The 15,112-nt window shown below is 66.7% G+C and carries 14 protein-coding genes; 11 read left to right on the top strand and 3 right to left on the bottom strand.

Going from position 1 to position 15,112, the window contains the following annotated elements:
* Positions 1 to 13 precede the first annotated feature (13 nt).
* From leuS to BM150_RS22760, 8 genes are all read left to right on the top strand, one after another.
* Positions 14 to 2,926 (top strand): leucine--tRNA ligase, encoded by a 2,913-nt coding sequence (gene leuS / locus BM150_RS22795; protein WP_092929940.1) that lies wholly within the window; start codon positions 14 to 16, stop codon positions 2,924 to 2,926.
* Positions 2,927 to 3,102: 176 nt separating this feature from the next.
* Positions 3,103 to 3,336: a hypothetical protein gene (locus BM150_RS22790; RefSeq protein WP_092929938.1), complete on the top strand. Its 234-nt coding sequence runs from the start codon at positions 3,103 to 3,105 to the stop codon at positions 3,334 to 3,336.
* Positions 3,337 to 3,484: 148 nt separating this feature from the next.
* Positions 3,485 to 5,359 carry a GmrSD restriction endonuclease domain-containing protein gene (locus tag BM150_RS22785; protein WP_092929936.1) on the top strand — a complete coding sequence of 625 codons (1,875 nt, stop codon included), beginning with the start codon at positions 3,485 to 3,487 and terminating at the stop codon, positions 5,357 to 5,359.
* 411 nt (positions 5,360 to 5,770) lie between these two features.
* Complete coding sequence (locus tag BM150_RS22780) at positions 5,771 to 6,586, top strand: hypothetical protein (RefSeq protein WP_139219633.1); 816 nt, start codon at positions 5,771 to 5,773, stop codon at positions 6,584 to 6,586.
* A gap of 42 nt (positions 6,587 to 6,628) precedes the next feature.
* On the top strand, positions 6,629 to 6,967 hold the full coding sequence (locus BM150_RS22775) for a hypothetical protein (protein WP_092929932.1): 339 nt from the start codon (positions 6,629 to 6,631) through the stop codon (positions 6,965 to 6,967).
* Between the two features lie 45 nt (positions 6,968 to 7,012).
* Complete coding sequence (locus BM150_RS22770) at positions 7,013 to 7,537, top strand: hypothetical protein (protein WP_092929930.1); 525 nt, start codon at positions 7,013 to 7,015, stop codon at positions 7,535 to 7,537.
* 68 nt (positions 7,538 to 7,605) lie between these two features.
* Complete coding sequence (locus tag BM150_RS22765; RefSeq protein ID WP_139219632.1) at positions 7,606 to 9,042, top strand: hypothetical protein; 1,437 nt, start codon at positions 7,606 to 7,608, stop codon at positions 9,040 to 9,042.
* A 6-nt stretch (positions 9,043 to 9,048) separates the two neighbouring features.
* Complete coding sequence (locus BM150_RS22760; RefSeq protein WP_092929926.1) at positions 9,049 to 9,465, top strand: hypothetical protein; 417 nt, start codon at positions 9,049 to 9,051, stop codon at positions 9,463 to 9,465.
* Positions 9,466 to 9,492: 27 nt separating this feature from the next.
* On the opposite strand, the gene BM150_RS22755 is transcribed toward BM150_RS22760, so the two are convergent.
* A complete protein-coding gene (locus BM150_RS22755; protein ID WP_092929924.1) occupies positions 9,493 to 9,822 on the bottom strand; it encodes a hypothetical protein in 330 nt (109 codons plus the stop codon).
* 380 nt (positions 9,823 to 10,202) lie between these two features.
* Between BM150_RS22755 and BM150_RS24330 the strand changes: the two genes are divergently transcribed.
* A complete protein-coding gene (locus tag BM150_RS24330; RefSeq protein WP_175496989.1) occupies positions 10,203 to 10,700 on the top strand; it encodes a calcium-binding protein in 498 nt (165 codons plus the stop codon).
* A 206-nt stretch (positions 10,701 to 10,906) separates the two neighbouring features.
* Here BM150_RS24330 and brnA read toward each other — a convergent pair whose 3' ends face one another.
* Both brnA and BM150_RS22740 read right to left on the bottom strand, forming a co-directional pair.
* Positions 10,907 to 11,152, bottom strand: coding sequence for a type II toxin-antitoxin system BrnA family antitoxin (gene brnA / locus BM150_RS22745; protein ID WP_092929920.1), 246 nt, complete (start codon positions 11,150 to 11,152; stop codon positions 10,907 to 10,909).
* Positions 11,153 to 11,281: 129 nt separating this feature from the next.
* A complete protein-coding gene (locus BM150_RS22740; protein WP_092929970.1) occupies positions 11,282 to 12,010 on the bottom strand; it encodes a CPBP family intramembrane glutamic endopeptidase in 729 nt (242 codons plus the stop codon).
* A gap of 196 nt (positions 12,011 to 12,206) precedes the next feature.
* On the opposite strand from BM150_RS22740, the gene BM150_RS22735 reads away from it, so the two are divergent.
* Complete coding sequence (locus tag BM150_RS22735; RefSeq protein WP_092929918.1) at positions 12,207 to 12,947, top strand: MerR family transcriptional regulator; 741 nt, start codon at positions 12,207 to 12,209, stop codon at positions 12,945 to 12,947.
* Between the two features lie 148 nt (positions 12,948 to 13,095).
* A complete protein-coding gene (locus BM150_RS22730) occupies positions 13,096 to 15,060 on the top strand; it encodes an acyl-CoA dehydrogenase family protein (RefSeq protein WP_092929916.1) in 1,965 nt (654 codons plus the stop codon).
* Positions 15,061 to 15,112: the final 52 nt, after the last annotated feature.

Here is a 15,112-nt window from a genome sequence, read left to right as displayed (position 1 = left end):
GGAAACGCACACGATGAGTGGCGCGGAACGGAACTCACAGGGCACGGACGGTGCGGGCGACGACACGCCCCCCTTCCGGTACACCGCGGGCATCGCGGGCGACATCGAGCGGGACTGGCAGCGGCGCTGGGAAGAGCTCGGCAGCTACCACGCCGCGAACCCGGTGGGACCGTTGCGTGGGCAGGACGCCGCATCCGAGAAGCTGTTCGTGCAGGACATGTTCCCCTACCCCTCGGGATCCGGCCTGCACGTGGGGCACCCGCTCGGGTTCATCGGCAGTGACGTCTACGCGCGCTACCACCGGATGCTCGGGCGCAACGTGCTGCACACGATGGGTTTCGACGCCTTCGGGCTGCCCGCCGAGCAGTACGCGGTGCAGACCGGCACCCACCCGCGGACCACGACCGAGAACAACATCGAGCGCTACCTCACGCAGATCCGCAGGCTCGGCCTCGGTCACGACGAGCGGCGCCGGGTCGCCACCACCGACATCGAGTTCTACAAGTGGACGCAGTGGATCTTCCTGCGGATCTTCCACGCCTGGTACGACACCGAGGCCGACCAGGGCAGGGGGCGTGCCCGCCCGATCAGCGAGCTCGAGGCGGAGTTCGCCTCGGGTGAGCGGGCCACGCCGGACGGCACCCCCTGGGACGAACTGGGGCGCGACCGGCAGCGCGAGATCATCGACTCCTACCGGCTGGCCTACCTCTCCGAGGCCCCGGTGAACTGGTGCCCCGGCCTGGGGACCGTGGTCGCCAACGAGGAGGTCACCGCGGACGGCCTCAGCGAACGCGGCAACTTCCCGGTGTTCCGGCGCAACCTCAAGCAGTGGATGATGCGGATCACCGCCTACGCCGACCGGCTCGTCGACGATCTGGACCGGCTGGAGTGGCCGGACAAGGTCAAGACCATGCAGCGCAACTGGATCGGCCGCTCCCAGGGAGCGGAGGTGCGCTTCGCGCTGGAGGGCCGTGACGAGACGATCGAGGTGTTCACCACCAGGCCGGACACCCTGTTCGGCGCCACCTACATGGTGCTCGCCCCGGAGCACCCGCTGGTCGACGAGATCCTCGCTGCCCCCGAGAAGTTCGGCGAGTGGCCCGCGGGGACCGACCCGCGCTGGACCGGCGGCTATTCCAACCCCGCCGAGGCGGTGGCGGAGTACCGCAGGTTCGCCGCGACGAAGTCCGAGCTGGACCGGCAGGAGAACAAGGACAAGACCGGGGTCTTCACCGGGCTGCGCGCGGTCAACCCGGTCAACGGCGAGCTCGTTCCGGTGTTCGCCGCCGACTACGTGCTGCTGGCCTACGGAACCGGTGCGATCATGGCGGTCCCGGCGCAGGACCAGCGGGACTGGGAGTTCGCCTCCGAGTTCGGACTGCCCATCGTGCGCACCGTCGACCCCCCGGCCGACTTCGAGGGCGAGGCCTACACCGGTGACGGCCCGGCGATCAACTCCGCCTCGGAGGCCACGGGGCTGAGCCTGAACGGGCTCTCGGTCGAGGACGCCAAGACCAAGGTCGTCTCCTGGATGGAGCAGCACGGTCACGGCAGCGGCAGCGTGCAGTACAAGCTGCGTGACTGGCTGTTCGCGCGGCAGCGCTACTGGGGCGAGCCGTTCCCGATCGTCTACGACGAGGACGGCAATCCGAGGGGACTTCCGGAGGACCAGCTGCCGGTGGAGCTGCCCGAGGTGGCCGAGTACTCCCCGCGCACCTACGACTCCGAGGACGCGGACAGCCAACCCGAACCGCCGCTGTCCAAGGCGTCCGACTGGGCCGAGGTGGAACTGGACCTCGGCGACGGGCTCAAGCACTACCACCGCGACACCAACGTGATGCCGCAGTGGGCGGGGTCCTGCTGGTACCAGCTGCGCTACATCGATCCCGACAACGACGAGCGGTTCGTCGATCCGGAGAACGAGCGGTACTGGATGGGGCCGCGCCCCGATCGGCACGGCGCGAACGATCCGGGTGGACTGGATCTCTACGTCGGCGGTGTGGAGCACGCGGTGCTGCACCTGCTGTACGCGCGGTTCTGGCAGAAGGTGCTCTACGACCTGGGGCACGTCTCGGCCGAGGAGCCGTACCGCAGGCTGTACAACCAGGGCTACATCCAGGCCTACGCGTTCACCGACTCGCGCGGTGTCTACGTGCCAGCGGAGGAGGTCGTCGAGCAGGACGGCAAGTACTTCTACGGCGGCGAGGAGGTCAACCGCGAGTACGGCAAGATGGGCAAGAGCCTCAAGAACTCGGTCTCGCCCGAGGAGATGGCCGACGCCTACGGCGTGGACACGCTGCGGCTCTACGAGATGTCCATGGGGCCGTTGGACGCCTCGCGGCCGTGGGCGACCAAGGACGTGGTCGGTTCGCACCGCTTCCTGCAGCGGTTGTGGCGCAACGTCATCGACGAGCGGACCGGCGAGGTGCGGGTCACCGACGAGGAACCCGACGTCGAGCTGCTGCGTGCGCTGCACAAGACCATCGCCGGGGTGCGCGAGGACTACGACGCGTTGCAGTTCAACACCGCGGTGGCCAAGCTGATCGAGCTGAACAACCGGGTGACCAAGGCGTACTCGGGTGCGGTCGGTCCGCCGCGCGCGGTGATGGAGCCGATGGTGCTGCTGGTGGCTCCGTTGACGCCGCACCTGGCCGAGGAGCTGTGGTCGCGGTTGGGCAACGAGCGGAGCCTGGTGCAAGGGCCGTTCCCGGTGGCCGACGAGGAGTACCTGGTCGACGACACGGTCGAGTACCCGATCCAGTTCAACGGCAAGGTCCGTTCCCGGATCACCGTGTCGGCGTCGGCCGAGCAGGAGGAGATCCGGGCCGCGGCGTTGGCCGACAGCAGGGTCGTGGAGCTGTTGGGCGGCGGTGAGCCGCGCAAGGTGATCGTGGTTCCCGGTCGGCTGGTGAACGTGGTCGGCTGATCGCTTTTCCCGTCGTGGCGGTTTCGCACGCCACGACGGCCTTCTCGGGGCTTCGGTTCCTCGCACGGGAACCGGAGCCCCGGCGTGCTCGCCGGTGATGAGCGGGAACGGGTGACCGTGCCGCCCCTGCGGGCCTGTTGCCGGTCGCGGCCGCGTGAGCGGTGCATGATCGAAACATGCGAACGAACGTGCGGATCGACTCCGCCACTCGGGAGAGGCTCGCCCGCATCGCCGAGCGCGACTACGGCGGTGTGAGTCTGGACGAGACCGTGGCTCGACTGGCCTTCGAACACGAGTCCTTCGCCGCGCTGGCACGGCTGCCCGGCGAGGAGCTGCGGGAGTACCGGGACGAACAACACGCTTTGGCCGAGACCGATGTGGCCGTGTCCGATGGGCACGACTCCGGATGAGCGAAACCAGTTGCGTCCGCGGGCGAGCAAGGACATCTGTCGGCGCGCTGCCCGCAAGTGACGACGATTCGCGAAGGCTGACGTGGTGAAGTGGACCATGAGGCGGGAACCGTTGACCGGACGTGCCTGTCTGCCGCAGGGGAGAAGCATGAGCATCACGCCGCACTACCGCACGATCAAGGAGCTGCTGCAGTCCCGTTCCTTCGCGATCGACGAGTACCAGCGGGAGTACAAGTGGGACCGGGAGAACATCGAGGAACTGGTCACCGACCTGCAGAACAGGTTCTCGACGTTCTACCGCACCGGCGACACACCGAGGGACGCCAGCGATTACGGCGACTACTTCCTCGGTTCGATCATCGTGACCAGGCGTGGCAACAAGAGCTACCTGGTCGATGGCCAGCAGCGGGTCACCTCCCTGACGTTGCTGCTGATTTACCTGTACCGGGTGGCGCGGCAGCGCGGGCTCAGGGTGACCTCCACGGTGGAGCCGTTGATCTTCTCCGATGACTACGGCGAGCCGAAGTTCAACCTCGACATCGCCGAGCGCGTGCCGGCGCTCCGGGCGTTGTTCGCCGGTGCGGACTACGACGCCGAGGGCAAGGACGAGTCGATCCGGACGATCGTCGCTCGGTACAACGACCTCGTGTCGATCGATCCGGCGGACGAGCTCGGCGAGGGGCTGGAGCCGTTCGTCTATTGGTTGATCGGCAATGTCGGGTTGATCGAGATCGCGACCGAGACCGACGCGCACGCGTACTCGATCTTCGAGACGATGAACGACCGGGGCAAACCGTTGAGCCCGGTGGACATGCTGAAGGCGTATCTGCTCGGTGCGGTGGAAGACGAGGGCGAGCGGGCGAACGCGAACCGTATTTGGAAGAAGACGCTGCTGGACCTGACTTCCTGGGAGCCCGACCCCGACGCGGAACGCGACGCCACCTTCGTCAAGGCATGGCTCCGTGCCAAGTACGCCGAGTCGATCCGGGAGCGTCGTGCGGGTGCCCTCGACCGTGACTGGGAACTGATCGGTTCCACGTTCCACCGCTGGGTCCGTGACAACACCAGCCGCGTCGGCGTGGGCGACGCGGGGCGCAACCTCGCCCTGATGACCAACGAGGTGCCGTTCTTCGCGCGGGCGTACCGGAAGGTCTTGGAGGCCTCGCGCGGCTACACCTCGGGTCTGGAACCGGTGTTCTACAACGCGCACAACGAGTTCACCTGGCAGAGCACCGTGCTGCTGGCTCCGCTCAGGGTCGGTGACGAGGACGAGACCGTACGCCGCAAGCTCGCGGCGACCGCGACCTACCTCGATATCTGGGTGATGCGCCGAGCCGCCAACTACATCCGGATCAGTTACTCGAGTGTCAACTACGCCATGTGGTTGCTGTGCCGCGACATCCGTGGCATGTCGTTGTCGGATCTGATCGACACCCTGCGGTCGAAGCTGGATCAGGACGAGGCCGATGTCTCGTTCGACGGGAGTCCGAGCCGCTATCGGCGCGGCATCGCGGGACTCGGGCTGAACCAGTTCAGCAGGCGCTACATCTACCACTTGCTGGCCCGACTGACCGCCTACACCGAGCGCGGAGCCGGTAAGCCCGATCGCTTCGACGAACTGGTGGACCGGACGTTGAAGAACCCGTGGGAGATCGAGCACATCTGGCCCGACCACCACGAGCGCTACGCCGACGAGTGTCCGAGCCGCGAGGACTTCGACCTGTGGCGTGACCATGTCGCCGGTCTGGTGCTGCTGCCCGCCGACGTGAACCGCAGCTACCAGGACAAGCCGTTCGAGCGGAAGGCGCCGCACTACGCGAAGCAGAACTTCTACGCCGCGAGCCTGACCAGCGCCGCCTACCAGCATCAGCCCCAGTTCAGTTCCTTCGTGGAGCGGTCCGGCCTGCCGTTTCGGCCCTATGAGCGGTTCGGCAAGGCCGAGCACGAGGAGCGGAGCAAGCTGGTTCGAGCCCTGGTGGAACGAATCTGGGATCCGGCCCGCCTGGAGGACTACCGGCCATGAGCGATGTCGGGTGGGCCTAACGCAAGACACGGGCCCGCCGCGTGGTCGCCCGGTTCAACGAGCAGCTGGGACACCGCTCCCGGGTAACTGGGCGCACCGTGCGGACAACGTTGACATCGAGGAAGCCTCGAAGAACAAGGGGCGGTTCCGACTTCCGGTGGTCGGAGCTCCCCTTTTCGCGGGTGTTTCCGTCCCTCGGACGATCCTCGAATCGGTCCGATCGGGTGAGGTCCGATCCTTCATTCCGGTTTCCCGTGAACGCGTTCCGATGGATTCGGTTCGTCGAAAAATCCTTTATCAAATCCAGCGTTTTTTGTCCAGAAAGTTCACCTTTGGGTGGTAGGACGTGTTTCCGGTTTGGGGGTGTTGTTTTTGTGTGGTGTTTTTCGGAATGCTTACACCTTCGTGTGATTGAAGGGGTGGCGGATCGAGGGTAAATTGATCATTGGTGAGGCCGAGGACGATTTTGCCCTTGGAGGGTTGTTGGTGGGGGAAAACCTGATAAAGAACGGGCGGTTCGAGAAGAAGTCGCCACCTCCGGCGAACTGGTGGAATTCGAGTATTATTCAACCGCCCTACTGGCCCGATCCCTGGGAGGCCATTTACATCCCCAGTGGGGGTAATTCGCAGTCGGGGGGTTTCGACTATCTCAGTGCTGCCTTCGCCAAGCACGAGAAGAACTGCCCAGCGGTCGATCTCGGGCAGGAGTTTCAGCCGAACGGTGGAATCAAGCAGACCATCGAAACGAAGCGGGGAAACAGCTACCGGCTGGTTTTCGATCACGGCCCGAACGTCTGGCAGAACTGTGTCGGAAAACCGAACGACTTCACCGTGAAGATACGTGACGAGAGGTCGGGGGAGGTGATCGAGTCCCACCACTTCGACGCGGGTTTCACCCCCGACCCGCCGGTTCCCTCCTGGCACAGGGACGCGAAGCTTCAGTTCACGGCGGAGTCGGGTGAGACCACGGTCGAGTTCCACGGAAACGATTCGTTCAGTTGCCAGGCCGGAATCACCGACGTTCGAGTGTTCGAGACCGGCGAGGGCTCGGACAACGGGGAGCACGGTACGAACGAGAGGGACTGCGAACAGAAGCTCGCGGAGTGCCGGCGCGAACTCGAGGAGTGTCGGAAGAGCAAGCAGCGGGAGATCGACGACGCCTATGCCGAAGGCAGGAGGGATGCCTGGAAGGACGCCTGGAAGCGTTACGGGATCAACAAGAACTGAGATCCGTCCCTGATATTCGTCCGACTCCGAAGAGAGGACTCGATGTCCGACAACAAGTATCGCGATGGTTTGGTCGACGGCGAGCAGCAGGGCCAGAAGGACAAGATGGCCGGCAAGCCCAAGCAGCCCCAGGAGACCGACGGCGAGCACGGCTACAAGGACGGCTACGCCAAGGGATACTCCGACGGATACGACCAGGCCCCCGAGCCTGAGAAAGAGGAAACCGTATCCAAAAAAGAGCACGAAAAGGTGAAGCGGCAGCTCGAGGAGTGTCGGAAGAGCAAGCAGCAGGAGGCCGACGACGCCTATGCCGAAGGCAGGAGGGATGCCTGGAAGGACGCCTGGAAGCGTTACGGGATAAAACAGCGGGATTCCGAGTGAGTGCGAAGTGGATGAGCCCCCAGTCGGCCGAATTTGGGAAATCTCGTGGCGAACGAATATCGTGATGGTTTGGTCGCGGGCGAGGAGCAGGGCCAGCGGGACAAGATGGCCGGCAAGCCCAAGCGGCCCCAGGAGACCGACGGCGAGCGCGGCTACAAGGACGGCTACGCCAGAGGCTATTCCGACGGGTACGACCTGGCCCCCTCCCCGAACGACAACAACAAGAAGCCGGACAAGAACACCGCCGCCACCGGTGGCAAATCGGTTACCACCACCGGTGGTGGTCCGCCGCCGAAACCACCGTTCAACGGGCTCAACGAAGTACTCGAAGCGCTGCTCGGCACCGTGACCCAGGCGTTGATGGCCATCGGTGGTTGCAGGCTGGGCAACATCCTGGCGCGGATCCTGGAAGCACTCGCCAACATCCTCGGCAGCATCGGTCAGGGGCCTTGCGAGTGCCGTAAGAAGGAGCAGGAGTCATGTGGATCCTGCGCCGGTGACGACAAGAAGTCGGACTCCGAACGGCACGCGGAAACGGTGCCCTCCGGAAACCGGAGTGATTCCTCGTGAGGCCGGGGGTGCGGAACCGTCGTGGCCCGTGGCCACGGTTCGCGGATCTCGTTCGGGCGACAGGATCGTTGAGGCCCGCCCGCGACGCGGTGCGCGATACCGTCGCCGCGGAGCGCGAAGCGTTGATCTGGTCGGAGCGGCTCTCGGCGACCACTCAGCTGATCGCCAGTCTGGAGTACCTGCACAACGCACGACACCGTGCCTGGGGCGGGCTGAACAACTGGTCGGTGCTGCGCGAGCGCGACCCCCGGGATCACGACGCACTGCGTCGCCTCTACGACGCGGTGGGAAGTGAGCGTGGCACCCGCGCACTGCACACGGCACGGATCCTGGCCTCGGGTGTGCTGCTGAGCCCGACGACTCGGCGCTGGCCGCGCCTGCTGGCCGGTGGTGTGGCCGCGGGTGCCTCGCGGTTGCTGCACCCGCGCCACCAGTACGGCTCCGACGGTTCGGACCAGCTCGCCTTCCTGGTGCAGTTCGGCTGCACGCTCGCCCGGGTGAGGCAGTCCGATCCCCACGCGGTGCGGACGTGCCTGCGCTGGTTGGCCGGACAGGCGCTGCTCGCCTACTCGACCTCCGGACTGGCCAAGCTCGGTGGCCGCCCCTGGCGTGCGGGCGGGGCGCTGGCCGGAGTGCTGCGTACCAGGACTTACGGCAACGCCGCGGTGCACACGTGGTGCGACCGGTTCCCCCATCTGGTGCGCGCGGCGGAGATCTGCGTGATCACGCTGGAGTGCGGTTTCGGATCCGCGTTCCCGTACCGAGGACGACACGCACCGGTGGTGCTTTCTGCCATGGCCACGTTCCACCTGGTGACCGCCGGAGTCATGGGGTTGGGGAGATTCCTCTGGGCTTTCCTGGCCACCTATCCGGCGGTGTGGTCGGTGGCGAGGAACGCACCTCGCGTACCCGGCGAGCGATCATTTCCCCGGCATGTTCGGGACCGGCTGCGAAGGCCGAGTCCGCTGGAGACCGGACTGGCGGTGTGGTTTCTGCTCATCCTGCTGTGCCAGCTGCCGTATCGCGCCCTCGACCGGCTGCGGGCACTCGACCGTGCCGGGGTGTGGCTGCCCGACTGGCGGTTCTTCGCACCGGAACCGGCCGGACACGACTTTCGGGTCGCCTATCGCGTCGTCCATCCGGACGACGACACCTCATCCTGGTGGTCCGAAGCCGGTGCTGGGCGACGAGTTCCCGCCCACATTCTCTGGTTCCCGGAACGCCGAGAGGACAAGGCGTTGTTCGACGTCTGCTCGGAACTGCTCGAACAGCACGATCGGGGCCCGGAACGACTGACAGAGCTGCCGACCTTCCGGTTGCTGGCTGATCGGGTATGCCGATCGCTGCTGTTGGAAGGGCGCTTCACGGGCAACACGGTGTCCTTCCAGTTCCGGGTGGACCAGTGTCCCGGTTACGGGGCGGGAGGACGAAGACCCCGTTATATTTCGCCGGTCGTCGAGCGGCGGAAATCCGAAGTGCGACAGCGGATTCCTGAAACGGAGTGAACGACGATGAGCTGGATCGAACGGATCGAGATCAAGGCCAAATCCGGCAGCGAAAGCGCCACGGAGGCCACCGACAGGTTCTTCCTGGGCATGGCGGGCCGGGAATTCCGGATGGACAAGGGAAGTTCCTTCTCGGGTAACGACACCATCCACATCACTTTCGGGCCTACGGGCGACACCAAGTCCGCGAAGTACAACGATCCGCGCAGACCGAGGCTGAGCATGGCGAGCCTGGACCGCTTCCCCGCCTATGTCCGGCTGGAGGGGGACGACGGTTGGTTGGTCGAGAGCTTCCTGGTCACCGTCGAGTCCCGGTTCGGCGATACGCGCCGGTTCGTCCATCCCGACATCGAGGAGGAGGGAGTCTGGTTGGACGAGCTGTCGGGCAAGTGGCTCTACCTCACGGACACCCAGAGCCTCTGATCGAAGTCTTCCGGGCGGGTTGTCGAGCTACTCGCTCGGCGGAACCTCCCGCCGCTCGCCCAGCGGACGCAGCCACGCGATCAGCTCGTCGGTCCATTCGTTCGCGGCCGCTACGGCGCGGGAGAGCCTCGCCGCCGTTTCCGGATCATGATGCAGCTCGTCCCGCAGCTTCCGCTCGATCAGACTGAGCAGCTCCTTGACGGTGCCGCCGAGCGGTTCGGCCAGCTCACCCAGCGCGGCGCGCAGCGGTTTCAGGTTCTCCTGACAGTCGTGGCCGGAAGCCGGGTCGCGGTCACCGGCGTCGCGGCTGGCCCGCGCCGCGCTGCGTAGCGCGGCGACGGTGTGCTCGAGTTCCACGGCTCCACCTTTCCGCCACGTCCGCCGCGGGAGCGAGTTCGCCGGTCGACTGCGCTTCGGACCGGCGGTGTTTCGATCCCAGCTTGTTCGGCGCGTCCGAAGACGGTCAATCGAACCGGTTCGGTTCCACCCGATCTCGCTATCGCGGCGCCGCATCCGTCCGATCGATCGTGGTCACTACCGGGGACGGACGGAAGCCGGTCCCCGGGCGGCTACCGCTCGCGGGAGCGGAGTCCACTGTGGTTTCAAATCGTCCGGATTCGACACTCAACCCCCGATGGGGGCAATACGTCACCAGGGGTGACATACGGAAACCGAACCGTGCGATCAGCCCCAGGGGTTACGGAGGGCTGATCGCACGGCGAAAGGAGCGAACCGCTGTGCGTACCACGCGTACGAGAACCGGCCTTACCGGACTGGTGGGAACCGGAATCGCCGCGGCTGCTCTGGTGGTAGGCGCGCCGTTGGCGGCGGCGGCGCCTTCCCCCGCTCAGCCTACGCTCACCGCCGCGGCGGACGAGGAGAACCACCAGGAGGGGACCGACGGGCCGGATGGCCTGCACGGCACACCTGGCCAGGATGTGATCAAGGGGCGGGGCGGCTTCGACGTCATCTTCGGCGAGGCCGATGACGACAGCCTGTTCGGCAACTCCGGCAATGACGTCATCCGAGGTGGCAACGGTGACGATTTCCTCCACGGTGGACAGGGTGGTGACTATCTCTACGCCGGCCCCGGCGACGACACCGTGATGTCCGACGAGCTCGGTTCCGACGACGAGGCGGACGTCGTCGACTGCGGTCCCGGCATCGACCGCTACAACGCCGACCTCGACGACAAGGTCGTCAACTGCGAGATCCCCTACTACGGCAGGGGCTGACGCCTGAAGTTCGTCGTGCCGCCCCGGAGCACGGGGCGGCACGACGAGTCCCGGTCGGCTGTCGCCGTGCAAGGGCCGTGATCTCCCGATTCCGGGGTGCCGGAGCGACAGCCGACCGCGGATCTCCCCCGCGACCGTCACGCTCGGGCAGAATTCTGGACGGGCAGGACTTCGGCCAGGCCTGGATTCCCACTGGGCTCACGAACTCAGGCAGCGTGCGTGCTGTGTTCCAACCGGTCGGCGAGCCAGACCTTGATGACGGACTGACGTACACCCAGCCTCCCGGCTTCACGATCCAGTGCCGCGATCATCCAGGCGGGGAAATCGACGTTGCCGCGCCGCTGCTCCTCACCAGGACGCTCCTCACCGGGACGTTGCGCCTTGGCGAGATCGAGCGTCGAGGTGATGTCCTCGCCGCGATCGAAGTTGTCGTCGAACTCCGCGGCCCTCATAAATCCCTACCTCCGCAGCGCGAGACCTGTGCACCGAGATGATCCCGATGTTCTCCGGACGCACAGTCCGGCTGAGCGCCACTTGCCGCCGAGGCGGCCGATCGGGTCTTCCGGCAGTGTGCCGCGAGCTCAGGCGGGCCCGACCGCGCCGGTGAGCAGCACGTACAGCGGCAGCCCCAGGTTGTTGACGGTGTGGACGGCCACCGCGGGCCAGATCGATCCGCTGCGGCGCATCAGCTCGGCGGTGATGACGCCCACCGCGATCGCCGCGGGCAGCACGATGTTGATGCCGTGGAACAGGGCGAAGATCACCGTGCTGCTCAGTACGCCGGTGACGGGGCCGTAACGCAGCAGAGCGTTGGCGACCACGCCACGGAAGAGGAACTCCTCACCGATGGGAGTGAGCAGCGACAGGAAGACGAACGTCAGGATCAGGTGCAGCACCCCGCCGTTCGCGGCGTCGTAGTACATGCCCTGCGGGTTGGAGTCGAATCCGGTGATGCCGATGATCGCGTAGCTCAACAGGAGATTGGCAGTGAGGGCGACCACGCCCCCGCTCACACCGATGAGCATCCAGCGCCAGGTGGTGCGGCGCACGTTGAAGGCCGCCAGGGAACGGATGCGTAGCAACGCTGCCACGCCGAAGCCGACGAGGCCGACCACGCCCGACCAGGCGGTCAGGACCAGCCCGTACGCCGTCGGGCCCAGTTCGAGCCCCCACGGGCCGAAGAACGGCACCAGGGCCGTGGCGGCGATCATCGCGAGCAGGCCGACCACGATCTCGGGCCATCCCGGACGCTTCGGTGAGGTGGTATCCGCCGATGTCGGCTGCTGTAGTTCGGCTTGATCGGTGGACATGGTGGTTGACTCCTCGTGCTCGTTGTTTCCGAAGGGGCGTCGCACCGGTGCACCGCTTCCGGCCGACGCGAGTTATCGCAAACCGTGCCGTTGGGGCACGGTCAAGCTCGCCCGGTTCTGCTTGACTGTGTCCTCGGGCACACGACCCACCATCGAGGACAGCGGTTGCCGAGGAGCACGAGAGGAAGGCGGTCCGATGGCTTGGAGCACGCGGCAGTTGGCCGAACTCGCGGGCACGACGCTGAAAACCGTCCGCCACTACCACGAGGTCGGACTGTTGGACGAGCCGGAACGGGCGGCGAACGGGTACAAGCGGTACCGCATCGGGCACCTGGTCCGACTGCTGCGGATCCGCAGGCTCGTCGACCTGGGCGTGCCGCTTTCCGAGATCGCTGTGATGGAGGAATCGGAGGAGAACACGGAGCAGTCGCTCCGCGCTTTGGACGACGAGCTGGCGGCGAGCATCGAACGGCAGCAGCGGATGCGGGAGGAGCTGGCCGTGATCCTGCGGCATCGTTCCCCGGCCGACCTGCCCGCGGGCTTCGACGAGGTCGCCGCCGAGCGCTCGGACGCCGACCGGGCCCTGCTGCTGATCTATTCGCGGGTCTTCGGAGACTCGGCGATGACGGCGTTGTGGGAGATGCTGTCGCGACCTCCCACTCCGGTCGAGAAAGAGTTCGACGCCCTGCCCGCGGACGCGAGCGAGGACGCTCGGATACGGCTGGCCGAGCGCTACCTCCCGGAGATCCGACAGCACTACCAGAACCACCCCGCGCTGCATGATCCGTGGGCGAAAGCCCGGCGGCGGGAAGAGACGTCCAGGGAGTCGGTCGTCGTCCAGGCGTTGCTGGAGTTGTACAACCCCGCCCAGCTCGATGTGCTGCGGCGCATCGACGCGCTGCATCCGAAGGACGGCATGAGCTCGGGCGGCGGGTGATCCGGGAAGAGCGCGTGGCTGTGGGGCTGCCGGGCGGCGCTCGTCCGCCGGGGTCACCGCGCTCCGAACTCCTGAAGGCGCCAGACTGGTTCGAAAACTCCGCCACGGGGTAACCGGTCGGGCGGCAGTCGAACGAGCTGGAGGACGTATGCGGACCCCGAGGATCCCCGTGAAGTTCGATCCCGCGAAGCTGCGCGAGTCACTGGACGGCCGCTGGGGCGAGGTCCGTGACCGGGTGCGCGGCGTCCTGGAGAAGGAATCCCTGCCCACCGGCGACGGGTTGGACACCGAGTCCCACCGGGCACACACCTTCGAACAGCTGCGGCGGTTGGCCGACAGCGAGATCGTCCGGATCGGTTTTCCCGTCGAGTACGGCGGATCCGGGGACCGCGGCGGCTCGGTGGTCGCCATGGAGATGCTGGCGGGCAACCTCTCGCTGATGGTCAAAGCCGGTGTCCAATGGGGACTTTTCGGTGGTGCGGTCACCGCGCTCGGAACCGAACGCCACCACGAGGAACATCTTCGGTCCATCATGGACCTCTCGGAGCCGGGCTGTTTCGCGATGACCGAGACCGGGCACGGCTCCGACGTGCAGCATCTCGGGACCACGGCCGTCTACGATCCGGCCACGGCGGAGTTCGTGGTGCACACCCCGGACGAGTCAGCCCGCAAGGACTACATCGGCAACGCCGCCAGGGACGGGCGAACCGCCGCGGTCTTCGCCCAGCTGCACACCCCCACTTCCGACGGCGGCACGGAGAACCACGGGGTGCACGCCCTGCTGGTTCCCATCCGCGACGGGGCGGGGAACCCGTTCCCAGGAGTGTCCATTTCGGACTGCGGTCGCAAGGCCGGACTCAACGGGGTGGACAACGGCAGGATCTCCTTCGACCGGGTGAGAGTGCCACGGGAAGCACTGTTGAACCGCTACGGCGACGTGGCCGAGGACGGCAGCTACAGCAGCCCGATCGAGGGGGTGAACAAGCGGTTCTTCACCATGCTCGGCACTCTGATCACCGGTCGGGTGTCGGTGGCCGGAACGGCCGGGGCCGCGACCAAGCTCGCGCTGGAGATCGCGCTGCGCTACGGCGACACCCGGCGTCAGTTCACCAACCCCCGGACCGGTGGCGAGACACCGGTGCTGGACTACCTGGCGCACCAGCGCAAGCTGCTTCCCGCGTTGGCCACCTCCTTCGCGCTGCACTTCGCGCAGGAGGAACTGGTCGCCACGCTGCACGACCTGCGGCAGGCTTCCCCGGAGGACGACCCCGAGGGACGAGCCCAGCGGGAGCTGGAGTCCCGCGCCGCCGGCCTCAAGGCGGTGACCACCTGGCACGCCACCCGCACCATCCAGGACTGCCGCGAGGCCTGCGGCGGATCCGGCTACCTGGCCGAGAATCAGCTGGCCGGGTTGAAGGCCGACACCGACGTGTTCACCACCTTCGAGGGGGACAACACCGTACTGCTGCAACTCGTGGCCAAGGGACTGCTGACCGGCTACCGCGAGGGCTTCGACGAGCTCGGCACGCTGGGAATGGCCCGCTACGTCGCCGATCAGTTCGTGGGAACCGTGATCGAGCGGACCGCCGCCCGCTCGTTGATCCAGCGCCTGGTGGACGCCTCACCCGGCAGGGACGACGAGGACGCGCTGTTCGACAGGGGGTGGCAGCTGCGGCTGTTCGAGGACCGGGAACGACACGTGCTGGACGGTGTGGCCCGCAGATTGCGCCGTGCCGGGTCCGGGGACGCCGACCCGTTCGAGGTGTTCAACGACGCGCAGGACCACGTGCTGCGCGCCGCGCGGGTGCACGTCGACCGCGTCGTGCTGGAGGCGTTCGTGGCCGGGATCGAGCGTTGTACCGATCCGACGGTCGCCGAGATGCTGGAGCGGCTGTGCGATCTGTACGTGCTGTGCGACATCGAGGCGGATCGCGGTTGGTTCCTGGAACACGAGCGGATCAGTCCGCGCCGGTCCAAGGCGGTCACCGAGGCCGTCAACGCGCTGTGCAAGGGACTGCGCCCGCACGCGGTCGAGCTGGTCACCGCCTTCGGGATGCCGCGCCGGTGGCTGCGGGCGCCGATAGCCACCGGCGAGCAGCCCGGCACCGGCTGAAGCTCCCCTCCTCGGCGCCCGGCCGGAGGTGTTCCGTTGATCCGGGAACCCG

The sequence above is a fragment of the Actinopolyspora alba genome (assembly GCF_900112765.1).
Taxonomy (GTDB): Bacteria; Actinomycetota; Actinomycetes; order Mycobacteriales; family Pseudonocardiaceae; genus Actinopolyspora; species Actinopolyspora alba.
This window is presented reverse-complemented; position numbering and strand designations above follow the sequence as displayed.

Bases quoted from the DNA above. Each gene is read 5' to 3' on its own strand.
- leuS (WP_092929940.1), top strand. From the start codon at position 14: ATGAGTGGCGCGGAACGGAACTCACAGGGCACGGACGGTGCGGGCGAC.
- BM150_RS22790 (WP_092929938.1), top strand. From the start codon at position 3,103: ATGCGAACGAACGTGCGGATCGACTCCGCCACTCGGGAGAGGCTCGCC.
- BM150_RS22785 (WP_092929936.1), top strand. From the start codon at position 3,485: ATGAGCATCACGCCGCACTACCGCACGATCAAGGAGCTGCTGCAGTCC.
- BM150_RS22775 (WP_092929932.1), top strand. From the start codon at position 6,629: ATGTCCGACAACAAGTATCGCGATGGTTTGGTCGACGGCGAGCAGCAG.
- BM150_RS22760 (WP_092929926.1), top strand. From the start codon at position 9,049: ATGAGCTGGATCGAACGGATCGAGATCAAGGCCAAATCCGGCAGCGAA.
- brnA (WP_092929920.1), bottom strand. From the start codon at position 11,152: ATGAGGGCCGCGGAGTTCGACGACAACTTCGATCGCGGCGAGGACATC.
- BM150_RS22740 (WP_092929970.1), bottom strand. From the start codon at position 12,010: ATGTCCACCGATCAAGCCGAACTACAGCAGCCGACATCGGCGGATACC.
- BM150_RS22735 (WP_092929918.1), top strand. From the start codon at position 12,207: ATGGCTTGGAGCACGCGGCAGTTGGCCGAACTCGCGGGCACGACGCTG.
- BM150_RS22730 (WP_092929916.1), top strand. From the start codon at position 13,096: ATGCGGACCCCGAGGATCCCCGTGAAGTTCGATCCCGCGAAGCTGCGC.